17 protein-coding genes and 2 tRNA genes are annotated in these 24275 nt (G+C 47.1%); 13 read left to right on the forward strand and 6 right to left on the reverse strand.

Annotated elements, in window-relative coordinates; translation table 11 throughout:
* The first annotated feature begins 248 nt into the window (after nucleotides 1-248).
* The gene (locus DLE54_RS00655; RefSeq protein ID WP_110815920.1) at nucleotides 249-1352 is read left to right on the forward strand and encodes an FUSC family protein; all 1104 of its coding nucleotides are present in this window, start codon (nucleotides 249-251) and stop codon (nucleotides 1350-1352) included.
* Nucleotides 1353-1436: 84 nt separating this feature from the next.
* On the opposite strand, the gene aroE is transcribed toward DLE54_RS00655, so the two are convergent.
* A complete protein-coding gene (gene aroE, locus DLE54_RS00660) occupies nucleotides 1437-2234 on the reverse strand; it encodes a shikimate dehydrogenase (RefSeq protein WP_110817258.1) in 798 nt (265 codons plus the stop codon).
* 572 nt (nucleotides 2235-2806) lie between these two features.
* Here aroE and DLE54_RS00665 point away from each other — a divergent pair.
* The 4 genes from DLE54_RS00665 (at nucleotide 2807) to tmk (ending at nucleotide 6645) form a co-directional block, all read left to right on the forward strand.
* Entirely contained in the window at nucleotides 2807-3502 is a 696-nt protein-coding gene (locus DLE54_RS00665) for a hypothetical protein (protein ID WP_110815921.1), read from the forward strand.
* A gap of 83 nt (nucleotides 3503-3585) precedes the next feature.
* The gene (locus DLE54_RS00670) at nucleotides 3586-4560 is read left to right on the forward strand and encodes an aminotransferase class IV (protein ID WP_110815922.1); all 975 of its coding nucleotides are present in this window, start codon (nucleotides 3586-3588) and stop codon (nucleotides 4558-4560) included.
* 181 nt (nucleotides 4561-4741) lie between these two features.
* Complete coding sequence (gene mltG, locus DLE54_RS00675) at nucleotides 4742-5923, forward strand: endolytic transglycosylase MltG (RefSeq protein ID WP_110815923.1); 1182 nt, start codon at nucleotides 4742-4744, stop codon at nucleotides 5921-5923.
* Nucleotides 5924-6018: 95 nt separating this feature from the next.
* On the forward strand, nucleotides 6019-6645 hold the full coding sequence (gene tmk / locus DLE54_RS00680) for a dTMP kinase (protein ID WP_110815924.1): 627 nt from the start codon (nucleotides 6019-6021) through the stop codon (nucleotides 6643-6645).
* A 143-nt stretch (nucleotides 6646-6788) separates the two neighbouring features.
* Here tmk and DLE54_RS00685 read toward each other — a convergent pair whose 3' ends face one another.
* Nucleotides 6789-9071, reverse strand: a complete 2283-nt coding sequence (locus DLE54_RS00685; RefSeq protein ID WP_110815925.1) for a cation:proton antiporter — start codon at nucleotides 9069-9071, stop codon at nucleotides 6789-6791.
* A gap of 703 nt (nucleotides 9072-9774) precedes the next feature.
* On the opposite strand from DLE54_RS00685, the gene DLE54_RS00690 reads away from it, so the two are divergent.
* Nucleotides 9775-11313: a Do family serine endopeptidase gene (locus DLE54_RS00690; RefSeq protein WP_227535348.1), complete on the forward strand. Its 1539-nt coding sequence runs from the start codon at nucleotides 9775-9777 to the stop codon at nucleotides 11311-11313.
* 208 nt (nucleotides 11314-11521) lie between these two features.
* Here the strand turns inward: DLE54_RS00690 and DLE54_RS00695 are convergent.
* From DLE54_RS00695 to DLE54_RS00705, 3 genes are all read right to left on the reverse strand, one after another.
* Nucleotides 11522-11597 (reverse strand) — tRNA-Glu (locus tag DLE54_RS00695).
* Between the two features lie 132 nt (nucleotides 11598-11729).
* Nucleotides 11730-11805: transfer RNA gene (locus tag DLE54_RS00700), tRNA-Ala, on the reverse strand.
* Between the two features lie 146 nt (nucleotides 11806-11951).
* The gene (locus DLE54_RS00705) at nucleotides 11952-12836 is read right to left on the reverse strand and encodes a pirin family protein (RefSeq protein WP_011959425.1); all 885 of its coding nucleotides are present in this window, start codon (nucleotides 12834-12836) and stop codon (nucleotides 11952-11954) included.
* A gap of 206 nt (nucleotides 12837-13042) precedes the next feature.
* On the opposite strand from DLE54_RS00705, the gene DLE54_RS00710 reads away from it, so the two are divergent.
* Nucleotides 13043-13549 (forward strand): YgjP-like metallopeptidase domain-containing protein, encoded by a 507-nt coding sequence (locus DLE54_RS00710; protein ID WP_011959426.1) that lies wholly within the window; start codon nucleotides 13043-13045, stop codon nucleotides 13547-13549.
* 125 nt (nucleotides 13550-13674) lie between these two features.
* Here DLE54_RS00710 and gltX read toward each other — a convergent pair whose 3' ends face one another.
* Complete coding sequence (gene gltX / locus DLE54_RS00715) at nucleotides 13675-15192, reverse strand: glutamate--tRNA ligase (RefSeq protein ID WP_011959427.1); 1518 nt, start codon at nucleotides 15190-15192, stop codon at nucleotides 13675-13677.
* 445 nt (nucleotides 15193-15637) lie between these two features.
* Between gltX and rsmH the strand changes: the two genes are divergently transcribed.
* From rsmH to mraY, 6 genes are all read left to right on the forward strand, one after another.
* A complete protein-coding gene (gene rsmH / locus DLE54_RS00720) occupies nucleotides 15638-16657 on the forward strand; it encodes a 16S rRNA (cytosine(1402)-N(4))-methyltransferase RsmH (protein WP_110815926.1) in 1020 nt (339 codons plus the stop codon).
* Nucleotides 16658-16810: 153 nt separating this feature from the next.
* Complete coding sequence (locus DLE54_RS00725; protein WP_110815927.1) at nucleotides 16811-17269, forward strand: cell division protein FtsL; 459 nt, start codon at nucleotides 16811-16813, stop codon at nucleotides 17267-17269.
* Entirely contained in the window at nucleotides 17262-19364 is a 2103-nt protein-coding gene (locus DLE54_RS00730) for a peptidoglycan D,D-transpeptidase FtsI family protein (RefSeq protein WP_110815928.1), read from the forward strand. Before DLE54_RS00725 ends, DLE54_RS00730 begins: the two co-directional genes overlap by 8 nt.
* Before the next feature lie 104 nt (nucleotides 19365-19468).
* Entirely contained in the window at nucleotides 19469-21178 is a 1710-nt protein-coding gene (locus DLE54_RS00735) for a UDP-N-acetylmuramoyl-L-alanyl-D-glutamate--2,6-diaminopimelate ligase (RefSeq protein ID WP_110815929.1), read from the forward strand.
* A 71-nt stretch (nucleotides 21179-21249) separates the two neighbouring features.
* Nucleotides 21250-22767: a UDP-N-acetylmuramoyl-tripeptide--D-alanyl-D-alanine ligase gene (locus tag DLE54_RS00740; RefSeq protein ID WP_110815930.1), complete on the forward strand. Its 1518-nt coding sequence runs from the start codon at nucleotides 21250-21252 to the stop codon at nucleotides 22765-22767.
* A gap of 315 nt (nucleotides 22768-23082) precedes the next feature.
* Entirely contained in the window at nucleotides 23083-24204 is a 1122-nt protein-coding gene (gene mraY, locus DLE54_RS00745) for a phospho-N-acetylmuramoyl-pentapeptide-transferase (RefSeq protein ID WP_011959433.1), read from the forward strand.
* The last annotated feature ends 71 nt before the right edge of the window (nucleotides 24205-24275 follow it).

Here is a 24275-nt window from a genome sequence, read left to right on the forward strand (position 1 = left end):
CCAACACAAAGCATAAGGCAGCAAACAACCCTTGATGGGTTTTATAAGCAATAAAAAACAGTTAAGGTAGATGATAACTTTAATGACTCACCGTTTAATTAATATTAATTGTCAATCAGTATGCTATAGCTTTTAGATTCTCGCCACATTTCGGTGTAGTTAAAGTGTCATTTTTGGTTTTAGTTTGTTTCTTGATTCGATATATATGCCTTCAATAACATTTTTATAATTAAGAGTCCGCATCTTTTATGTCAATTAAACGTTTAAAACAAATCGCCAAGCGTGAGGCTGAGCATCTATTCACAGTTAGGCCAAGTGCCAAGCCTTGGCATGTCAGCCTCTCTGCAGCACTAATTATTGCCTCTACCATTCTTATTGGTGCTTTATACCATAACTTGCCAATGGGTATTTTGGCGTCATTGGGCGCTATGATTATCCTAAACCAGCCCGTTGCAGGGAGTTTGCGCCAACGCCAAGGCTTGCTATTGCTCATGGGCATTATCATGGTGCTAAGCTTTAGTGTGGGCCTCATAGCGCATCAGGTTCAGTTATTAAAATGGCCTTTATTCACGCTACTTTGTTTTATCGTGGTGGCCATAGGTCGCTACATGCATCTGCCTCCGCCGGGTAGTATGTTTGTGCTGATGGCATCTGTCATCGCCATATTTATGCCTGGGGGATGGGAGGATATGCCAGGTAGGATAGGCGTGGTAGCCGCCGGTGCGCTATATGCTTGGGTCATGTCTTTGTTTTATAACTTAGCGGTGGTGGGGGTGGCATCTGAGCCTGCGCCCTCTAAGCACTACTATGAGCTTGGGCTAATTACTGAAAGCTTAATCGTCTGTTTTTTTGTGGTGTTGTCGCTTGAATTGGCGCTGTGGCTAGATATGCCTTATCCTTATTGGGTGCCTGTAAGCTGTTATATTATCATGCAGGGCATGCAGTTACGTACGATGTGGATCAGGCAACTGCACCGTGTTTTAGGGACCGGCATTGGGGTGTTTGTCGCCGCGTTTTTATTGTCGTTTTCATGGAGCAATGTAGGGGTGGCGTTGGTGATTTTTTGCCTACTATTGTGGATAGAGACGTTGGTGTCTCGCCATTATGCTTCGGCAGTTATTATGATCACCCCTTTGACGATATTTATTGCGGAATATGGTAAGAGCGCCGCCCATACCGAAGTAGGGGCAATGGCTTATCAAGGGATAATGCAAGCGCGGTTTTTGGATACTTTATTGGGTTGTGTGGTCGCTTTATTAGGCGGTGTGGTTATGCAGTCCACTTGGCTAAGGCGACCGCTGATGACACTTGAGGCCAAAGTTTTTCAAGACAAAATCCGACTGCAAAAATAGACTTTTTTTGACGATACAACGAAGCCCAGAGCAGCCAAAATTAGATAATTAAATAAAGAATTAAATAAAGAATTAAATAAAGAATTAAATGAATAAATTGCTATCTACCGCCTTACCGGTCCATTGAGTAAAGCTTAAAGCCGCCTGACCGATTAGCATACCGTAGCCCTCAGAGACTTGGGCGGAGTGTGAGTGAAAATGGGTCAAAAAGGGCAGCTCACGGCCATACATCATGTCATAAGCATAGCCGCATTTAATTGCCTCACTAAGTGGCAGGCTGTCGCCAGATAAGCCAATGGAGGTGGCATTTATGATTAAATCGTATTGACCCGTGAGTGCCTCGATGGTGCAGCTTGTAGGGGCAATGGTTGCAATCAAAGGATGGGCGCTACAAAGCTGGTCTATCAAATCTTCAGCCTTACTGAGCGTGCGATTGGCAATGGTCAGCTCGCTTATACCCGCTTCAATCAGTGGCAATACCACACCTCGTGATGCACCGCCTGCGCCCAATATCGCCACTTTTGCGCCCTGTAGCGGCCAACCCAATTGCCGTAAGTGATTGACCAGACCTTGACCATCGGTATTATCACCAAACAGCTTACCGTCTTTGAGTAACAAGGTGTTGACGGCGCCTGCTACCTGAGCATGTGCAGACACGCCGCCTTGCTCGGCGCACATCTGATAAGCAATCTGCTTAAAAGGCACCGTGACATTAGCGCCCACACCGCCGCCATTAAAAAACGCTTCTACCACTGCCGTAAAGCTGGCCTTATCGTCAGGACAGTATTGACGCGCATAACGAATATCGAGTCCGGTTTGCTTAGCGAATTGCTGATGAATTTGTGGCGATTTACTGTGTGCAATGGGATTACCAATCACCATAAAATGCTGCGTCTGAGCATCAACTGAGCGTTTGGTGTCGGAGTTTGAGTCAATAGTAAGATTACGGCTGATGTCAGATGGGATCATAAGGCACTCTTTAAGTAAAAAAATCGGTGGGATAGTGCACTGTGGCTTGATTATAGTATCGAAAAATATCAAACGTATCGAAAAATATCAAAAAAGTGTGTGGCCGTGTTAGGCTCAAGCAAGTCAACTATTATGCTACGCTGCTTATGGGTGACTATAATTTAGTACAAAAAACTTAATATAACAAACCCACTATCGTCGTGACAGCCCCCTGTAAGGTTTTACTGGGGCTTCATGCTTTTTCCACTATGCAATGGCGGGGGTTTTGGATACACTAAGCATTCGCTGCTGTATCAAATTGGCTCGATAATTGCCCCCCATTTGATGCTAGGGCAATAATACGGCCAAATGCTATTATGGGCGTCATTATCAGTTAGCAATACAGTCCCAATGCCCTAAAAGTGATGCCTTTATTGTGAAGGATTCATTGAAAAGTTACCAAGGTGGGTAACGGTTTTACAATATAAGTGAAAAGGTGTGCGTGAATGATTTTCAGCATTATTTCGAACAAGCCAGCCAACGCTTCTCTACCACAGTCTTCCGCTCAAGGCCTTGCTACTCGTATAGGCACCTTGGGTCTGGCCGCCTGCTTATTGGTTACGGGGTGTAGCAAGGTAGAGGAGAGCACCACCAGCGTAGAGACCACCGCGGAGCAAGCTTTGGCCGATTCTGGAGCAGCCGAGAGTACGCCTGATATGGCAAACAATCGCACCAAGGCCGCTGTGGTTCCTGAGGGTAAGCCGGTGAGCTACGATGTCGAAAACTGGAAGAGCGATGACAGCAAACGCCTTGAGCCCACAGATCTAAAACAACTGCAGCGCAAACTGGGCAAAGTGACGGTAACAGATGAAAATAGCCTAGATTACGCCAGTAACACCGCCATAAAATACCGCTTTATGAAAGGCGATGAGCCTTATCTAGACATTATAGACTCACAAGAATACCTAGAATTCGGCTGGTACTATGCCAACCCCAATGACTCAGATAGCGAAAAGAAAATGAGCATTGACCATGCCAAAAAAATGTACCAAGTAGCCGCCGAGCTTATGGGCTCTGAAGGCAGTCAACTGGTTGCTAACATGCTATCGGGCCAAATTACCAAAAATAAAAAGATCGGTGAGCGTCAAGTTGAGCTGGCCAAATGTGAGTTTTATAGCTGTATGTTGGTGTTAAAAAAATAGCTGTGTAGCGGCAGTTTGTCGCCCAATAACCCCGTGTGAAAAGCATCGATAACCCCATTACTCATCACCCTAAGGATACGTCTATGTCGCACGCAATGCAGTGGTATCAGATGAGTGATACCGGCTTAGTGGCTTGGGATAAGTCTGCTTCTGATACGGCCCCCAATCTTCGGGCCTTGGCGTATGGGGATGGGTTTTTTACCACCATGGGTGTGTATGATGGTTCACTGCTATGGCAGTCCTACCATCAAGCGCGCTTGCGATCACACTGCCACGCACTCAACTTATCTTTGCCTACCCCCACCAGCGAGGCGCTATGGCAAGCACTACAAGCGTGCGCCGCCAACATAACCCATGGTCTTATCAAAATTATCATCTCACGCCCTACGCAGTCTGTGCGTGGCTATGCTTATAGTGCGTCAACTGAACACAATGAGGCGCTTATTTGGGTGGGGATTATGCCAAGCGATATCTTGGCTCAGCAGCAAGCTCGGTTCTTAGACTTACCCCTAGGCATTAAGGCGCCCTCTGCTCATCTGTCTAGCTCACTTGGGCAGGTGATTTTGCAGCAGCCTGCGACCATTGCCACCTGCTTGCAGTCGCGTCTTGCCAGTTTTCCTGCGCCACTTGCTGGACTTAAAAGCCTAAATCGTTTAGACGGGGTGATGATAGCGGGCGAGTTGCAGCGCATGAAGCAGCAACACCCCAAGCTGACAGAGGCCTTGGTGGCCGATATGGCTGGCAACTGGGTCGAAGGGGTGATGAGCAATGTGTTTTATCAACTCACCAGCGATGATGATTATATCAAGCATCAATGGTTTACGCCGTCCATTGAGGCATCGGGAGTGCGCGGTACCATGCGCCAAGTGATTATCGATAGATTGGCAGCTTTAGGACAACCCGTGGTTCTTCGCGCTTTGCAAGATGCCGATCTACTCAGTCTAGAAGCTTTGTTCTTCTGTAATGCGGTGCGCGGGGTGATGCCAGTGCGTGAGCTTATTGTGGGTAATCAGTGGTTAGAATTGTCTTTAAGAGCGTATACGGCAAAATCTGTCTGAAGATAGCTTTTATAAGTTAAGACTATATCGTCTTGTCGATGGGCGTGTTTAACCAACGCTAAGGCTGTAAATCAAATAAATCCAACCCCAAACAAGCCAGATACGCTTAGATGACTAATCCCCATTGAATATCCGAGCATACAGTGCTAAATTCTAGCAAACTTTTACCTCGTGAGTGGCTATGAGCGATTCTAATTCAAAAAATCCCAGCAATACCCCGCACAATCCATCAGATGTTGACCAAAATGAAGCACCTCACACTGACGTCTCCTTAGTCTGTGATGACCCTTCTCGTCATAAAAAGCCGCCGCAAAAACCCACATCCAATCGCAGCTATCAGCTGCTGCTGGTACTGGGATTAATGGCTGCTTTTGTGGTGGCTATGGCTTATCAGACCCTGTTTGGTCACTCTGATCGACCCGCCGGCGACTTAGTGGTGGAAGAGGGTCAAAGTTACTATGGCTTCTTACCACAGTTTCAGCGCGATGTGCCCATGTTCTCAGCCAGCTTGGCCAAGCTTTATATCAAGTCGGCCGTCGATACGCCACTAAAGGCAGGCACCTATGAAGTGCCTGCCAATGCCAGCTTAAAGCAGCTTATTGATGCTTTTAAACAAGGCGAGAAAGTGGACATGGTGGCCATTCAGATTATCGAGGGCAAGACCGCCGCTGATTTATATAAAGTGATTGCAAACACGCCGGGTGTCACCTTAGAGGTGCTACAAAAAAACGGCAAGCCCAAACCCAATTTGAAGCAGCTGCTGGGTATCGATGCTGTCACCCCAGAGGGAGAGTTTGCTGATAATCTAGAGGGCTGGTTTACCCCAGACACCTATCACTATGCCAAAGGGGTGACCGACAAGCAGATCTTGACCGATTTGTACCAGCGCCAACAAAAAGCGCTGGATGAGGCGTGGGCGAGCCGCTCTAAAGGTCTGCCGTATAAGTCGCCTTATGAAGCCTTAATTATGGCCTCAATCATCGAAAAAGAGACCAGTGTCGATAGTGAGCGTGAATTGGTGTCTGCGGTGTTTGTAAACCGTTTGAATAAGCCGATGCGCCTACAGACGGATCCTACCATTATTTATGGTATGGGTGAGCGTTATGAGGGCAACATCCGCCGTGCTGATATCAATGAAAAGACCGCTTATAACACCTATCAAATCGACGGCTTACCACCCACCCCCATTGCGCTACCCTCACCGGCATCTATTGACGCTGCGCTACATCCAGCTGACAGTGATGTGTTGTACTTTGTGGCGACGGGTACCGGCGGTCATAAGTTCACCAAGACTTATGCGGAGCACAACCAAGCGGTAAAAGAGTATTTGGCGGTGATGCGCCAACAAAAAAGCGGTCAATAAATAGATGTAGGCGAACAACAAGTACGCCTATTAGATATGGGAAAAACACCCTGATATTAACAAGGGTGATACTGGCAACAACGAGGTAATCGATATTGAGTCTAGGTAAGTTTGTAAGCTTTGAAGGCACCGAAGGGGTAGGAAAAACCACAGCGATTAATGGCTTGTGTGAGCGCTTGCAAGCTCAAGGCATCGAGTATGTCCGCACCCGTGAGCCAGGCGGAAGCCCCTTTGCTGAGCAGCTGCGTGAGCTGTTGTTAGACACACGTACTCAGATTAATGATGACACTGAGCTGTTATTGATGTTTGCTGCGCGCAGTGACCATCTAGCGCAAGTTATTATGCCGGCATTAAGCGCAGGCAAATGGGTGATCTGTGATCGCTTTATTGACTCTACTGTGGCCTATCAAGGCTATGGACGAGGCTTTGGAAATGCCGATATGCTACATAAAATCGAGGCTCTTATTGCAGGGTTTGTACCGCGTTTACCTGACATTACCTTGTGGTTAGATCTGCCAGTCGCCGAGGGCATGCAGCGCGCCGGCAAACGTAGTGTAGCTGACCGCTTTGAACAGCAGCAACTTGATTTCTTTGATCGTGTTTATCAAGGTTTTGAGGCTCAGCAGCAAGCACATCCGCAGCGCATTCAGCGTATCGATGCTCAAGGTGAGGTAGAGCAAGTGGCGGATAGAATTTGGCAGGCAGTCAGCCAGCAGCTATAGCGGGGCAGCCTAAGGGTGAGACTTTGCCTTTGCTTCAATGACCGACTTCACCTCTTGCCAAGCTTTAGTTTGCTAAGTTTTGAGTCATAAAAAAGAGCAGCTCGTATTCGGGCTGCTCTTTTTTTGCGGTGTGTAACCTGGTTTTAAGACAATTTATCTGAGCTATTTTTGGCATGGGTATCAGGCAGACGCTGCGGATCTAGCGACCCATCAGGTTGTCTGGGTGCTTGTGAATTGCCATTGTCCTGTGACTGTAGTGATTTTACGGAGGCCGCTTTGCTCACTTTGGGGGCAGCTGCGGCACTGTCAGAGTGCTTTTGTAGGCTTTGCTCAAGCTTATTGGCCAGATCTGCCTCAAGCTGAGTGGCCGGTAGCGTAGAGGCTGCCGACTTCGATGCCGTGTCTGCATGAGCTGTGTCTTGACCCACTTGGCTATCAACGGCTGCTGTTTGGGCGTCAGAGGCGCCCAGTTTAGGTTCAGCTTTGGCAGGAGTCGTGGCCGCTTGGGCGCCATAGTTGGGGTCACGCACATCTTCATTGAGGGTCTTTTCTTTGCGTTTTTCAGGCGCTTTGGAGGTAGACTCAAACTGCAAGTCGGCCAAAGCACGGGCCTGATTTTGCTTTTCTGTGACATCGACTGTTTTAGGCTGTACTTCATCTTCAATGACGAGCGCCACCAGCTTGTGATCACGAGGAATGTCATTTTCAAAGCTGTCGGTAATCACATGCAAATGACCTTCTTTATCAATGGTATATAAGGGGACAAATTGCTTATTATCAGCGCGATACTGGCTGTAGCTATAGCTGTCGGTAATGTTGGTGATTTTGATGCGTGCCTTTTTAGACAGCATACTGGCCATCTTGGTATAGGTGGCATCTTTACCGAACAGCCAGCGTGATGTAAAGTTGGCACGGCGGGTTTCGCGTTCGGTTTTGGCCTTATCTTCGGTAAATTTTAGACGGTAAATTTTTTGTTCGCCAAATTCATGACGGTAATGCAGCTCAGATAAGGTATTCATCTCCTTATCGGTGCTCATCGCAAATAAATGGCCAATACCAATCAAATCCAAATGCCGATCGGCATGGTCTGAGATGGGGTTACCAAAGTAGGTGCGTAGGCCAGACATACGTGCTTTAGCAATATTGGTGTAGTTATTGTGCGCCACCAATACATCGAAGCCTTGGTCTTGTAGGGATTCAGCCACTTTTAAGGCCACAGGGTTTGAGCCGACAATCAGTACACCATTGCTGGCAGGCTCACGCACGCCCAATAGGTTACCCACCATTTTGGCACCCAAGCCTTGGATCAATACAGTACCGATAATCACCATAAATACTAGGGGTACTAACAGCTCAACACCTTGAATATCATACTCTTGCAAGCGAATGGCGAACAAAGAGGAGATGGCAGCAGCCACAATACCACGTGGCCCAATCCAGCTGATCATCATCTTCTCAGAGGTCTTTAAGTTCGAGCCCATAGACGATGCCCACACCGATAAAGGGCGTGCCACGAACATCACAATGGCCAGCAGCACCAAGCCTTGGAAGCCCACACTCAATAAGCTGTTTAGCTCTACACGGGCAGCGAGTACGATGAACAACACTGAGATGAGTAAGACGGTTAATGACTCATTAAACTCCAAGATTTGCTCACGCGGAAAGCCTTTCCAGTTAGCTAGAGCCACACCCATGACCGTCACGGCCAGTAGACCTGATTCATGTTCTAAATGGTTGGATAAAGAGAACAGTAGCAGCACAAAAGCTAAGGTAAAGACGTTGTGTAAGAACTCAGGAATCATATGGCGCTTGATCAAGTTGGCCAATACGAATGCCCCAAACATACCGATGGCGGTGGCAATAACCACAATCTCAGCGAATAAGAAGATACTGTTGGCCTCTCCGCCTGAGATGATATATTCATACACCAAGACCACGGCGATTGCGCCTACCGGATCAATGATGATGCCTTCCCATTTTAGGATATTGGAGATGGTTTTGTTGGGCCGCACACTGCGCAGCAAAGGCATGATTACCGTCGGCCCTGTCACACAGACTAAGGAGCCGAACAATAAAGCGATAAGCGGATCGACATCAAACAACAAGTAGGTGGATAATGCCACCACAGCGATAGTAATCACTACCCCTAAGGACACCAGCATTTGTACCACTTTACCGTGCTGCTTAATCTCTTCAAACTCTAAGGTCAATGAGCCTTCAAATAAAATAATGGCCACGCCCAAAGAGATAAAAGGGAATAATAAATCGCCAATGACCGCATCAGGGTCGAAATAACCCATAACTGGACCGACAAAGATGCCAATGAGCAATAAAAATAAAATAGACGGCTGTTTTAAATACCAAGCCAGCCACTGCGCTGCAATGCCAAGCCCAACCACGCCAGATAATAATAAGGCGGTATCCATGAAAAATTCCTTGTGTTTGCAGTGTCATTTAGACCAAAAGCGGGCGAAACTAAAAAATATCTGGGTTCCCTGCTACTTGTCAATGGTATATAAAAGCGACACCGAAAAAAAAGCCTAGTGAGTAACGACTAGGCTTTGCTAACTACAATATAAAGATAACCAGCGTAACAAATACTGAGTTTTAATGAGGTTATCATATCACGAAATAAAGTAACACATCCGATACAATGGGGCAGTTGCCATAAAACGGCGACTAAAATTGATTAAAACTGGCGTTGATTTTGAGTAAAAACAACCCCTTTTTTTCAAAAAAATAGGCGCTATTGCCTAAAATAAAAGGGCTAACGCTCAGGATGATTTTGTAAAGTCAAATTGGCATCAGCCGCGTCTGGATTTTAGGTAACAAAATAAAAAGCATGTGTAATTGGCGTGTTGAAAATCTATGATATAAGTCGTGTAGCATATAAAGCAGTTACGATATAGTATAAACGTCACTCATATAAAAAAAGTAATGCTCGATCGGTGTATTGCTAGGGTTATAAACTTAATTAAGCTCAATGGTTGTCTAATAGAGTATCACCTCGTCTCTGATAACCCTGCGGTTATGCCTAAGCACACACCTTTACTCATTAAGACCTAAGCGGGCCAGTATATTTTGCTTGTCAGCGGATCTTTGAGCACAGACTCACTTGGAGAATCAACAATGAAAAATACGCCCAACAGACCAAAAACGATAGTTAGCGCATTAAAAACAACTTACTTGTCTCAAAGCTTACAAAAAAGCCAACAAAAGCTTAAAGCGTTCGGTGCAGGCTCTGTGCTGGCACTGAGTGGCTTTGGCATAGGTAGTTTGGGGCTAAGCGCAGGCACAGCTTTATTGGCTACCTCTGCGACTATACCTACGGCAGCACAGGCCGCGGTTGTGGCTTCAGATTTCTCAGATTTGGTGGAGCAGGTGAGCCCGGGCGTTGCTAGAGTCAACGTAGTGACTAAGGTGAGTGAAGAGGAGCTTGCCAAGGCTCAAACGGTTGAGCTGCTGCGACAGTTCTTCGGTGACCGCATTCGCATTCCAGGTGCCCAAACAGCCCCGGCCATTGAATACAACTATGGTACGGGCTTTTTTGTGACCTCAGATGGTTATCTGTTGACCAATCACCATGTGATTGCGGGGGCAGATAAGATTACGGTCACCTTAAATGACCGCACCGAGCTTGATGCCACTTTGGTCGGCAGTGATGAGCGCTCCGATGTGGCGGTATTAAAGGTAAAAGCCCAGCCAGGTAAGTCTTATCCTGCACTGCCTACCGGTGACTCCAATGCGGTAAAAGTGGGTGAGCCAGTATTGGCTATTGGCTCGCCTTTTGGTTTTGATTATTCAGCGTCGGCCGGTATCGTCAGTGCCAAGTCGCGTAACTTCTCACGGGATATTAGCGTGCCCTTTATCCAGTCGGATGTGGCGCTAAACCCAGGCAACTCAGGCGGTCCACTATTTAATCGTAACGGCCAAGTTATTGGCATTAACTCTCGAATATTCAGTGGTACTGGCGGCTATATGGGACTGTCTTTTTCTATCCCCATTAATGAGGCGATGGATATTTATCAGCAGCTAAAACAAACCGGCACAGTGTCACGCGCTTATCTGGGTATATTCCCTCAAGACATCGACCGCAACTTGGCCGAAGCTTATGGCCTAAGTAAGCCGCAAGGGGCGCTACTGATTAAGGTTACCCCTAAGTCGCCAGCAGAAGCAGCTGGCCTAAAGGCGGGCGATATCATCACCCATTACAACGGTAAAATGATTTTAGAATCCTCTGACCTTTTAAACATCATTAACCGCAGTAAGCCAGGTGAGAGCTTTAAGGCCGATGTATTACGTCAAGGCAAAAAGATTGCAGTCATTGGTAAGTTATCAGCAGCGCCCGATGATGTGGCACCAGATGCGGTGGTCACTAAGTCTAATAACAGCCAAATTCGTCTAGGCTTGCGCATTCAGGCGCTGCCTCGTGAAAGCTTGGCACAGCTGGACGGAGAAGGGGTATTGGTAACCGAGGTAGATCCTACAGGGATAGCAGCCAGAGCTGGTATAAGAGCCGGTGACGTTATCACTAACCTGCATCAGAAGTCGATTAAGAGTATCGATGACTTCCAGCGGGCACTACGTCAATTACCTGAAGCGGGCGTGGTGACCATTGAGGTGGTGCGTCAAGGTATCCCAGCCATTATCGGTCTGCGTTTGGATTAGTTCTGACGCTTATTCGTATTGCCTATTGCAAGAAGGCGATGTCATTTTATAGGGTGGCATCGCTTTTTTTTGGGGCTATTGATGGGGATGGGGCGTTTACCGGTAATAAGGTGCTGGACTAATACACCGACGTAAAAAAACCTCCAATCGTTCTGATTGGAGGTTTAGTGCTTATCTCTTAAATAGATTAAGGATAAGCTCGAATAGGTGGTATCCCGTAGGGGATTCGAACCCCTGTTACCGCCGTGAAAGGGCGGGGTCCTAGGCCTCTAGACGAACGGGACACAAAATCATGTAAACATGAAATAGTTTTACAACGTAAGGTGCTATAAATAGCGTTGCCTAGGTGCTTACGTTGGTGCCGTTGATACTCATTATATATTAAATATTTTGATTATCAACTGTCTTAGAAAATATGGTGGAGCTAAACGGAGTCGAACCGTTGACCCCTTGCATGCCATGCAAGTGCTCTACCAACTGAGCTATAGCCCCTCTCTAAGAGTGGGCGTATTTTAGGCAATATCTCAAACCTTGTCAACACCTATTTTCAATTAATTTGTATTTTTTGCAAAAAAAAGGCCACGGACTAGCCGTGGCCTTTGGTTATCAACCGTTATACACAATTGATAAGAGACAAATTAAGCACCTTCACCGAAGCGGCCTTGCTGGAAGTCGTTCACCGCTTGGATGATCTGTTGCTGGCTGTTCATTACAAATGGGCCATACTGCACAATCGGTTCATTTAAAGGACGACCAGTTACCAAGATGACTTTGGTATCTTCATTACCGGCCTGGATAGTCACTCCATCAGCATTCGGGTCGTTTTTTAAGATGGCCATGTTTTTAACTGGTATACGCTTGTCCTCAATACTGGCGCTACCACGGTAGACAAACACAAAGCTATTGTGGCTGGCTGGAATATTGTGACTAAAGCTGGCACCGGCCGGCAAATGAATATCTAGATACGTAGGCTCAGTCACCTCACGAGTAACCGCACCTTCTACACCATTGGATTCACCGGCAATGACGGTTACTTTTGTGCCATTTTCGGTCACAAATTTTGGCAAATCAGCATCTTGGAAGTCTTTGTACCAAGGGGCATTCATTTTGTCTTTAGCTGGTAGGTTTAGCCATAGCTGAAAGCCTTCCATCGCGCCATCTTCTTGCTCAGGTAGCTCAGAGTGAATCACGCCACTGGCAGCGGTCATCCACTGCACACCACCATTTTCAAGCAAGCCTTCATTACCGGCACTGTCTTTGTGACGCATACGGCCTTCAATCATATAAGTTACGGTTTCAAAGCCGCGATGAGGATGGCTTGGAAAACCTGCGATATAGTCATCTGGGTTATCGCTTTTGAAGTTATCGAGCATCAAGTAAGGGTCAAGGCGATGCTGTAATTGATGAGTCAGTACGCGGGTTAATTTAACGCCTGCACCATCTTGTGTGTCTACACCAGCATATAGCTGCTCAACTTGACGAGGTTGGGTAATGGTCACATCATTTTTTACAGAGGTAGTCATTGTTATTCTCCTAATGATTGATATATCTTCTATTTGATGTCTTATAGTATAGAATTCAAGGTATCATAGTTTGGTGTCTTTGTTACTGTATATTGTTAATGTAACATAATGATGTGCACTGTTAAATTAAGAAATTCTTATTAAATGATTTTCTTTTTTCAAATCATACACCCGCCCAGTTATAACCTGTAAAAAGAGAGCCTTAGGTGACTGCATTAAAATATATTGCCCATTATCCCGAGCAAGTTCAAAGCCAAGCGCGCGCCTTAATCGCCCAAGACAAGCTTGGTGATTATTTGCAGCAAAAATATCCCAATCGGCACCAGATCCAAAGTGATAAGGCGCTGTATCAATACGTCACTGAGCTAAAAAACCGTTATATGCGCAATGTTGGCACTTTATCTCAGGTGAGCTATAACAGTAAGCTGAGTGTGCTAAAAAATGCGCTCGGTATTCACACCCATCAGTCTCGGGTGCAGGGCAGCAAGCTTAAATCGCACAATAGCATTACTGTGGCGAGCATTTTTAGAGAGGCGCCGTTTGAGTTTTTGCAGATGATTGTGGTGCATGAGTTGGCACACTTCAAAGAGAGCGACCACAATAAGGCTTTTTATCAGATGTGTTGTCATATGCAGCCGCAGTATCACCAAGTAGAGCTTGATATGAGGCTGTGGCTATTATGGCGGGATTTGGAGAGTAAAAAGAGGGGCTAGGCGCAGCTGACTTTGATTAAAGTAATGAGCGCATTTGGTTCAAAATAAAAGGACTGAGATTTGTACAATACAGATCTCAGTCCTTTTTGGGGGCCGTCTAAACTTGCTTTTGTCTAAGTTAACGGTTATTCAGCTGCCAAAAAGTCTGGCATATCCGCTGCAGTTTTCTCAAGCTTTTTCAGCTTTTTCTTGCCAATACCGCCCAAGACTTCAACGGCATGACGCAGGCGAGTTAAGGTCATATCAGCGCCAATCACATACATAGAGTTCATCACAGGCGTCGATGAGGTGCTGCCAGCAATGGCAATAAAGAACGGCGCCATCATGTCACGCAGTTTGATATCGAGCGCAGCGCTTAAGCCTTTAAGTGTTTTAAAGATATTGTCTTCGCTCCACTCAGGTAATGCTTCAAGTTTCCAAGTGGCAATCTGCAAGATTTCCATGATTTGCTCAGGTGTGAGCGTTTTGTGCTCGAAGCTCTCAGCGGTAATGCTTGGCAGATTTTGGAAATAAAAGCCACCCCAGTTCACGGCATCAGACAACAGATGAATACGGGGCTGAATCGCCGCTGCAATGGCGGTTAATTTGTCTGAATCATTTGCCCAGTCCAAAATCTTATTTTTTAACTGCTCTGGGGTTAGCGCACGTAGCCATTCACCATTTAGCCAATGTAGCTTTTCAAGATCAAAGATAGGGCCACCTAACGACACACGCGTGATATCAAAGCTTTCAATCATCTCATCAAGGGTGAAGATTTCTTTGTCATCAGGCATTGAGTAACCCATACGACCTAAGTAGTTTAGTAGCGCTTCTGGCAACACGCCGGCATCACGATAATAGGTAATAGACGTTGGGTTTTTACGCTTAGACAGCTTTGATTTATCTGGGTTACGCAGCAGTGGCATGTGGCACAGCACAGGCATCTCCCAACCGAAGTAATCATATAATAGCTGATGCTTAGGCGCTGAGTTTAGCCACTCTTCACCGCGGATAACGTGAGTGATCTCCATTAAGTGATCATCCACCACGTTGGCTAGGTGATATGTGGGTAGGCCGTCTGTTTTTAACAGCACTTGCATGTCCACTTGTTCCCAAGGAATTTCCACTTCGCCGCGTAGCATGTCTTGTACTTTACACACGCCTTCGGTGGGCACTTTCATCCGAATAACGAATGGCTTACCCTCGGCAGCCATTTTGTCAGACTCTTCTCGAGGTAAGTTGGCATAGCGGCCGTCATAATGAGGGTTTTCACCACGTGCGATTTGTTCGGCACGCATGGCATCTAACTCCTCAGGGGTGCAGAAGCAGCGAAAAGCATGACCTTTGTCCAACAACTCTTGAGCATACTGTTTATAAATTTCACTGCGCTCGCTTTGACGGTATGGGGCATGCGGACCACCATTGTCAGGACCCTCCGCCCAGTCTAGACCGACCCAGCGTAAGGCGTCTAAAATCATTTGCTCTGACTGCTCAGTTGAGCGGCTTTGATCGGTATCCTCAATACGTAGGATGAATTCACCGCCATGTGCTTTAGCAAAGGCTAGGTTAAATAGGGCGATATAGGCAGTGCCTACATGAGGAAAGCCGGTGGGTGAGGGGGCGATACGGGTGCGGACAGGGCGCTGGGCAGTGGTTTGTGTCATGATGCTCTCTTAGGTTTATGTTGGGTGGTTTTAAAATTTGGTTACGATTTATCAAAAAATTTGCAGCAGTAAATGAACTTTAACGCTTATTATAGCAGGTTTGATTTGGTGCTTATAATCTTGGCTCTATGCCCGCACTAGCTAAGCTTTTTGGCCAGTTTTTGACTTTTTATGGTGATGAATAGGCTTTTTTAAAGCTCAAAATAAGCGGCCAGTGCTCAGCAATGAGGCGGCGCTAAAAGTGGGTTTAGTGCCTGAAAAAAGAGGTAACATATTTTGTTTGGTTAACTTATCTTACTTTTCTTGACATGGTGACATAGCTTGCGATAATGGATGGTTAAAATACCTTATTTATTACTTGCCTGTTTTAACCACACTGATAAGCTAAGTCTGCGATGTTGATGGCTATCAGGTTGGTTTACGTTTTTTAGGAATACTAGCTACTGTGACCGATGTCCCTACCTCCGCACCACGCCCCACCTCAAAATCAGAGTTTAGCCACGAAACGGTGTTACTGTTTGAAACGGTAGCGGCAGTCTTGGGCGAAAAGTCGCTCAATGATAACACCCCCAAGCATGACGGGATTTATGTCGATGCGACCTTTGGCCGTGGCGGGCACAGCAAGCTTTTGCTTAACTATTTAAGTGATGATGCCAAGCTGTTTGTGTTCGACAAAGATCCAGAGGCCATTGATGTGGCCAATGATTTGGCCGCAGAAGATAAGCGGGTGATAGTGGTACACGACAGCTTTGCTGATATGACGCAGTGCTTAAATAGCCGCGGGGTGAGCCAAGTTGACGGTATTATGGCTGATTTGGGCGTCTCCTCACCACAGCTTGATGATGGCAGCCGCGGCTTTAGCTTTATGCGTGATGGTGCCATTGATATGCGTATGGACACCAGCCGAGGACAGTCGGTAGGCGAATGGCTACAAACAGTGGATGAAGAGACGTTAGCCGATGTGTTGTACGACTTCGGTGAGGAGCGTCACAGCCGACGTATTGCTCGTGCCATCAAGGGCATGACGCAGTACACCTCGACTTTAGAGCTTGCGGAGGTGATTAAGCAGGCGCACCCCAAGTGGCAAAAAGGCAAACATCCGGCGACCCAAAGCTTCCAAGCGATGCGTATCTTTATTAACAATGAGCTGGGCGATATAGATAGCTTTTTGGCACAAAGCCTAACGCTGCTTGCCCCTCAAGGTCAGCTTGCGGTGATCAGCTTTCACTCTTTAGAAGACCGCCGCATTAAGCAGTTTTTGCAGCGCCACAGCCGAGGTCAGTATCCTGAAGATGAAAACTTACCGATGCCGCCGCAGCGTCCACGTTATTTTAGTAAGCCCAAACGTATCGCACCAAGCAAAGCGGAGGTCACCGTGAATAATCGCTCAAGAAGTGCTTGGTTAAGAGTAGCAACACGCACCGATACCCCATATAATACCGACCCTAGCCCGCAACACAGCTAGGGCGAACCTAGGCAATATAAATTCAGTTAAATGGATGCGCTAACTGGGGTATGATTAAGTCAATTAACGCCCCAAAACTCCATAAAGCGGCTGTTTTACTGAGTCATTTTTTTTATCCTTAAAGACCGCTGCGGTCATAATATCAGTCACTATATGGCAAATAATAATACCCAAAGCTCGACCCAAATTGATAAAGACTCGTTGGAAATCAGCGAGTTTTTGACCAAGCGCTACCGCGGGGTGAGCGTCTATGGCACGGTCATGATTTTGCTGGCGATCGGCATTATCTGGACAGCGGTGCTGACGTCTGAACAGGTGCAGCAGTATCATGAAGATTATATGGCGCTGCAAAAAATGAAGGTTGAGCACCGCAATTTGCAAATTGAAAATCAGCGTTTGGTCATTGAACAGCAAACCTTTAGTGCCACGCCGCAAATAGCCAGCCGTGCTGTGACTCAGCTGAGCATGTATTCGCCTTCTAATAAAGACAAGCTTATTTTGCAGCCGATGGCCGCTAAGCCTGGGGATAGATTGAACATTGAACAACCCAAAACCGAGTCTGAAGAGACCGACACCACCACCGCACCATCACTAGGGGGCAAAGATGAGTAAGAAGCCTTCTAATCGTCCGACTACCAAAAAAGGCACTACCAAAAAAAGTACCGATAAGCCATTACACGGTAAGGTAACCGAGCCTTTGGTCACCCCAAAGAAAACAGCTGCTAATAAAACCAGCAAAGCCAATAATAAGGCTGAGCCTAACTCAGGGCTGTCTAAGCTTAAGTTTTGGAAAAAAGACCAAAGCGACAGTGAGGTCTACACCAGTGTTAAGCACCGCAGCGGCAAAATATTTAAATCGACCACCGTGGGCGCCTCAAGCCGAGGCAGCATAGAAAGTGATCTTATCCGCTTTAAGATTATGTGGGGGTTTGCGGCATTTTTTTTGGTAGTACTCATCGGCCGGGCGATGTATTTGCAAATATTCAATGCCCAAAAGTTCATTGATAAAGGCAATGAAATTATTACCAGTGAGCGCACTCAGCATTCGTATCGCGGTATGATTACTGACCGCAACTTACAGCCATTGGCGGTCAGTGCGCCTTTGGCCAGCGTGTCATTTAGCCCATACGACTATGCCCAAGCCTATTACGAGCTGCAAAAACGCATCCAAAAAAATGCCGATGACCCCGAAGCCCAAGCGCGTTTGCTAAAAAAGCTAAAAGAGATGGATTTGGCACAATTGGCCAGCGTGTCAGGCATGTCGCTTGAGCGTCTGCAGCAATCTGTAGCCATTGATAAGAGCGTTGATGCCACTAATGAAGAGGCAGTAAAAGCAGCAATGCCCAAGGGGGCAGGCTCACATTATCTACCTTTATTAAATAAGGTCACCCCAGAGATTGCCGATGCGGTGATGGCGTTAAACTTCCCAGGGGTGTATGAAAACCAAGAGTTTCGCCGTTATTATCCGCAGCCACAGCCCAATGCACAGCTGCTGGGCTTTATGGGCCACAATGCCAATGATCCCAATAGTGGTTATGAAGGCCGTGCCGGTATTGAGCGTCAGTTTGAAAAGCAGCTAGCCGGGCAAGATGGTAAGGTGCGTGTCTTAAAAGACCGCTATCAAAACAGCATTGAAGAGCTGGAGCAAATTAAGCCTGTGGTTCCCGGTCAAGACGTTGCACTGTCTATCGACTCTCGCTTGCAGTACTTATTATATAAAGAGCTTGAGCGTGTGGGCCGTGTGCAAGAAGCACGCTGGTCAACTGGTATGGTGGTGGATGTACACACCGGTGAGGTGCTTGCCTTATCGACCTGGCCTTCGTTTAACAACAACAACTTAAATGAAATGACCGGTAATAACCAGCGTAACCGGGCAGTGCTAGATGTGTTCGAGCCAGGGTCAGTAATGAAGCCTTTTACAGTGGCTACCGCTTTAAAATCTGGTAAATATACCGAGAATTCATTAATTAACACCAGCCCAGGTTCTATCCGTGTCAAGGGGTATACCATCCGTGACCACAATAACTTAGGCTCAATTACCATGGCGACCTTGATCCAAAAATCAAGTAACGTGGCCTCGACTAAGATTGCTTTATCGTTACCCCCTGATGCCATTACCAATATGCAAAAGAACTTCGGCTTTGGTCAAAAAACTGCGCTGCAGTTCCCAGGTGAACAGCCAGGTATCATTCCAACGCCTAAAGAGAACGAGACCTCACGCAGAGCGACGGTGAGCTATGGTTATGGCCTGCAAGTAACGCTGGCGCAAATTGCTCAAGCTTATGCAGCGCTTGGCTCAGGCGGGGTGATGCATCCACTGACTTTGGTTAAACAAGACCAAAAACCTGCTGGCAAACGTGTCCTCGATGAAAAAGATGCCATGGCCGTGGTCAAGATGATGGAAACCGTGACTCAGCCAGGTGGTACGGCAACGGCCGCTGCCATTGATGGCTACCGCATTGCAGGTAAAACAGGGACCTCACGCCGAGTCAATCCAAAAGGCGGCTATTACACCGATCAATACCGCACGGTGTTCGCAGGTATCGCTCCGGCGTCCAACCCGCGCTTGGTGACCGTGATATTAGTTGAAGACCCCCGTCAGACCTATTATGCCGGTATCGTTGCTGCTCCTGTCTTTAAAAATGTGATGCAAGAAGCGCTGCGTTTGTATAACGTGCCGTTAGACAAACCCTTAAAGGCAGAATAGCCGTTTTTAGGCGGCCAACTGTGGCAGTTGGCCGCTTAACTGGTCAATAGGCCAGCGTTAGCGCTTTGGTCAATAAACACAAGTAAATTATAAGGCCCTCTAGGATGACACATACCCAACCTGCTGCTCACTTACGCTCTATAGTTAACGCCGCCGTCAAGATATTACCGCAGCATCAGTCCACCTTGCAGCGACTGAGCCTACCGGCAGTGCTTGATGTGCCTTTCTCAAAGTTTGTGCTCGATAGCCGTCAGTTGGCAAAGCGTGATGCGTCGTCCGCACCGGCAGCCTTTGTGTTATTAAAAAGTCAGACTCAGCCTTTGCAAAAAAGCCAGCAGTATGCCCAAACCGCCTTACCGCAAGCGGCATTTATCATTAGTGAGATTGACCCACAGCAGTTAGGCTTAGAGAATTTAAATAAACCAAGCGACTCAAGTCCAGACTGTCCTATTTTATTTGTGCCCGATATCCGTGATGTACTGGGCACTTTGATTCAGTTGAGTCTTTTGTCTGATGATGCGCTCTCACAGATCGGTGATGCACAGTCTTTGGCACAAACACTGCCGCAAGTTATCGCTGTGACCGGCACCAATGGCAAGACCACCATTAGTCAGTTAATGGCTCAGTTGTGTCAGTTTTCAGAGGTCGCTCAATTACAAAACAGTGCAGTGATGGGGACCGCGGGTAACGGTCGTCTAGACAGTCTCGTACAGGCCAGCCATACCACAGGCGATGCGCTAGCGGTACAAGGCTTCTTACGTAAGATGAGTGATGAAGGGGTGGATTTATTAGCCCTAGAGGCCAGCTCACATGGTCTGGATCAGCAGCGCTTGCAAGGCGTACCAGTCACGGTGGCACTGTATACCAACTTAAGCCGTGACCATTTAGACTATCACCCAGATATGCAAGATTATGCCCAAGCCAAGGCACGCTTATTTGATAAAGCTTATTTTCCACAGTTAACACATGCTGTGATTAATGCAGATGATGAGTTTGCGCCGCTGATGATTGAGACAGCGCAAAACTCAGGGGTTAGTGTCTGGTTGTACAGCTTACAGGGCGATTTTATCGAAAAAAGCGATCTGCAACGTGATGCCTACTTTATCGCCAAAACCATTGAGCCAAGCTTAGATGGGGTGAAAATTGAGGCCGCAACCAGCTTTGGGCCATTGACGTTGCACAGCCCCTTATTAGGCCGCTTTAACGTGGCCAACCTATTGGCAGCTGTCGCCGGAGCGATCGCGTTAGGTATCGAGCCTGAGAGCATCCCTGCCTTAGTCGAACAGCTGCATGGTGCCAGTGGCCGTATGCAGCGTGTGAGCTTAGATGAGCAAGGCTCACAGCCTGAGCAAGGGGTGTTTATTGTCGATTATGCGCACACGCCGGATGCGTTAACCCAAGTGCTGACCAGTTTAAAATCGCATTGCAGCGGTAACTTATGGGCCATCTTTGGCTGCGGCGGTGACCGTGATAAGGGTAAGCGCCCTCTCATGGCGCAGGCGGGCTTGGCCACTGCCGATAAAGTGGTATTAACCTCTGACAATCCGCGCAGTGAAGATCCGCAAATGATCTTGCAGGACATGCAGCAAGGGATGAGTGATGAGCAGCATGCCAAAACCACAGTCATTGCCGATCGAAAACAGGCCATCGAGTATGCCGTAGAGCATGCTGCCGCAGATGATATCGTGGTCATTGCTGGTAAAGGGCATGAGACTTATCAAGAAATCAAAGGCGTGCGTTATGACTTCGATGACCGCTTAGTGCTACAGCAGGCATTAATTGCGGCGCACAGTTCAGAGGCCTCAAGCCGCTAACCTTATCACCTTAATATTTTATATTTTATATTTCATATCCTGACCCATTAAATTAACGAGACGAAATAATCATGAGCCAACGACACCCCGAGAATGGACTATTTATTTGGACACCTGAGCAGCTACTCGCCGCAACGGCTCAACTAAACGGGGAGTGGATAGGGCTTGAAGCGGCAGATTCATCGAGCTTACGTGCCACTCGTATCATCACCGATACCCGAAAAATCGAAGCAGGTGATATCTTCCTTGCCATTGTCGGTGAGAACTTTGATGGACACAGCTTTGTGGCGAGTGCCGTGGAGAAGGGCGCTATTGCCACTATTGTCAGTCAGCCGCTATCAGAGGTTAATGTGCCGCAGCTTAAGGTGGATGATACTCGATTGGCTTTTGGTCAAATTGCCGCTTATCGCCGTCAGCAGCATCCTAATTTAAAGGTGATCGCGTTAACCGGCTCTAGTGGCAAGACCACTGTCAAAGAAATGCTGCGTCATATCTTTGCTCAAGTTGAAGCCGCTTCTGCCGATGCGCAAAGCACAACTTTGGTGACCCGAGGTAATCTCAATAACGACTTTGGGGTGCCTATGATGCTGCTAGAATTAGAGCAGCAGCACCGTTATGCGGTGCTTGAGCTGGGCGCAAACCATGTCGGTGAGATTGCTTATACTGCTGCTATGGTCAAGCCAGATGTGGCCTGCATCCTAAATATTGGGACAGCGCATTTGGGAGAGTTTGGTGGCCGTGACAATATCGCCAAGACCAAAGCGGAGATTTATCAGCCGCTGACGCAAGCAAGCACGGCAGTTGTGCCTTGTGATGATGATTATAGCGATCAATTAATGAGCACCGCCAAGCAGCATACCGATACCGTTATTGGCTTTGGTTGGCATTCGCTTGAGCAGCGGACGGCAAAGCTGCCTGCAGTCTATGCTACGGAGGTTAAAACCACTGCGCTACAAAGCCGCTTCCAATTACACTTCGCTATTGAGGGCAAAGCACCTGCCATGGTATCCGTCCTGCTGCCTATGGCCGGCGAGCACAATGTCAGTAATGCCTTAGCGGCGGCTGCTTGTGCTTACGCCGCTGGCGTGTCGGCTGAATTAATTGCGCAAGGTCTAAACCAAGCCAAATCCAGCAAAGGCCGACTGGGTAGACAGCGCTTGGGTCAACATCACATCATTGATGATACTTACAATGCCAACCCCAATTCTATGCGCGCCGCTGCTGATGTACTGGCGGCTCAAGAAGGCACCAAAATTTTGGTACTGGGTGACATCGGTGAGCTGGGTGATGACGCGGTTAGCGAGCATTATAAATTGGGTGAAGCGATTGCTAACAAAGCGGTAGACTATATGTTGTGTGCCGGTGAGTTTGCCAAAGACACGGTAGCTGGAGCCAGCAGTCAAGGCATGACACAGGCATACGCCTTTGATACCAAAGCTGACTTATTGCCCAAGCTTATTGAGCTGGTTCAGACGCAACAGCAGCAGGGCCAAGTGTGTACCTTATTATTTAAAGGCTCGCGCACCACCACGATGGAAACCTTGATTGACGATTTAACACAAATTAGCACAAGCCCCTCATCTCTATAGGTGGCGGGTAGCTTATAACCAAAAATAGCTTATTTAATACGTCGATTGATTCTAGACTATGTGCATTTTTGGTGAAAAGTTGGATTAAACCTGTTTTTGTTGGTCATTTTTGCGATAATTTGATTTATTTTTACGATAGCCAAAGTTTATTGTCATAAATGGCGGCTGTTGTCTGGTTTGTTAGTCGTGATTTTTAGTCCCAGTTTCAAATTTGCGATATCGCTTTGGCATAGGCTGCGGCGATGTCATTTTTATTTGTGGTGATTAGGGGCTAAAAACACACATAATTTTTTAAAAATTTATGAGGAGTAGGCGGTGTTATATTGGTTATTTGACAGTTGGTTGAGTCAATTCTATTCACCGTTCTCGGCGGTATCTTCGGTAACCTTGCGTACTTTACTCACCGTTATTACCTCGCTTGCTTTTAGCATCATCTTAGGCCCCCGCACCATCGCTTATCTTCGCAGTGTAAAATATGACCAAGCTGTACGTGATGATGGCCCCAAAACCCACTTAGCAAAAACAGGAACACCCACCATGGGCGGGGTGCTGATCCTAACCTCGATTGGTTTTTCGACCTTATGCTGGGCCAATTTAGCCAACCCCTATGTTTGGATTTTAATGGTGGTCATGGTCATCTTTGGGGCTGTGGGCTGGGCCGATGACTGGTTAAAAATTAAGTATAAAAACCCCAAAGGCCTAATCGCCCGTAAAAAGTATTTTTGGCTGTCAGTGGGTGCGTTATTTGTAGGCAGCTCGCTGTATTATATCGCCAGCCAGCAGCCTGACCCTGCTCAAACCAAAGCCATGGTGGATTTGTTAATTCCCCTATTTAAAAACTGGATAGTGCCTTTATCAGCGCTACCGCTGGGCTTAGGCTTCATCATCTTTACCTATTTTGTGATTAATGGGTCATCAAATGCCGTCAACTTGACGGATGGCTTAGATGGTCTAGCCATTTTACCTGTGGTCTTTGTCGCTGCAGGTCTGGGTGTATTTTCTTATGTATCGGGTGATGTGCGCTTCGCTGATTATTTGCATGTGCCTTATATCGCTTATAACTCTGAGGTGACCATTGTTTGTGCAGCCATGATTGGCTCAGGCCTTGGTTTTTTATGGTACAACGCGCATCCGGCGCAGGTATTTATGGGCGATGTGGGCGCATTGGCACTGGGTGCTATGCTAGGTACCATTGCCGTTATGACCCGCCAAGAGATAGCCTTTGCCATCATGGGCGGTCTATTTGTTGCGGAAGCTTTATCGGTTATTCTACAGGTGGGCTCGTTCAAATTACGCAAAAAACGTGTGTTATTAATGGCGCCACTGCACCATCACTTTGAAGAGCTGGGCTGGAAAGAGACCCAAGTTGTGGTGCGCTTTTGGATTATTGCTATTTTATTGGTAGTGTTAGGACTGATGACCTTAAAGCTGCGTTAATACAGCAGGTTAATCAGGGCTACTATTCATCATTTAATCAAGCAATAGTTTAAGCAGTAATTGAAGCAGTA

Origin of the sequence: Psychrobacter sp. YP14 (assembly GCF_003209315.1) — a bacterium.
GTDB classification, from domain to species: Bacteria; Pseudomonadota; Gammaproteobacteria; order Pseudomonadales; family Moraxellaceae; genus Psychrobacter; species Psychrobacter raelei.

Bases quoted from the DNA above. Each gene is read 5' to 3' on its own strand.
- DLE54_RS00655 (WP_110815920.1), top strand. From the start codon at position 249: ATGTCAATTAAACGTTTAAAACAAATCGCCAAGCGTGAGGCTGAGCAT.
- aroE (WP_110817258.1), bottom strand. From the start codon at position 2,234: ATGGTGATTGGTAATCCCATTGCACACAGTAAATCGCCACAAATTCAT.
- DLE54_RS00665 (WP_110815921.1), top strand. From the start codon at position 2,807: ATGATTTTCAGCATTATTTCGAACAAGCCAGCCAACGCTTCTCTACCA.
- DLE54_RS00670 (WP_110815922.1), top strand. From the start codon at position 3,586: ATGTCGCACGCAATGCAGTGGTATCAGATGAGTGATACCGGCTTAGTG.
- mltG (WP_110815923.1), top strand. From the start codon at position 4,742: ATGAGCGATTCTAATTCAAAAAATCCCAGCAATACCCCGCACAATCCA.
- DLE54_RS00685 (WP_110815925.1), bottom strand. From the start codon at position 9,071: ATGGATACCGCCTTATTATTATCTGGCGTGGTTGGGCTTGGCATTGCA.
- DLE54_RS00690 (WP_227535348.1), top strand. From the start codon at position 9,775: ATGAAAAATACGCCCAACAGACCAAAAACGATAGTTAGCGCATTAAAA.
- DLE54_RS00705 (WP_011959425.1), bottom strand. From the start codon at position 12,836: ATGACTACCTCTGTAAAAAATGATGTGACCATTACCCAACCTCGTCAA.
- gltX (WP_011959427.1), bottom strand. From the start codon at position 15,192: ATGACACAAACCACTGCCCAGCGCCCTGTCCGCACCCGTATCGCCCCC.
- DLE54_RS00725 (WP_110815927.1), top strand. From the start codon at position 16,811: ATGGCAAATAATAATACCCAAAGCTCGACCCAAATTGATAAAGACTCG.
- DLE54_RS00730 (WP_110815928.1), top strand. From the start codon at position 17,262: ATGAGTAAGAAGCCTTCTAATCGTCCGACTACCAAAAAAGGCACTACC.
- DLE54_RS00735 (WP_110815929.1), top strand. From the start codon at position 19,469: ATGACACATACCCAACCTGCTGCTCACTTACGCTCTATAGTTAACGCC.
- DLE54_RS00740 (WP_110815930.1), top strand. From the start codon at position 21,250: ATGAGCCAACGACACCCCGAGAATGGACTATTTATTTGGACACCTGAG.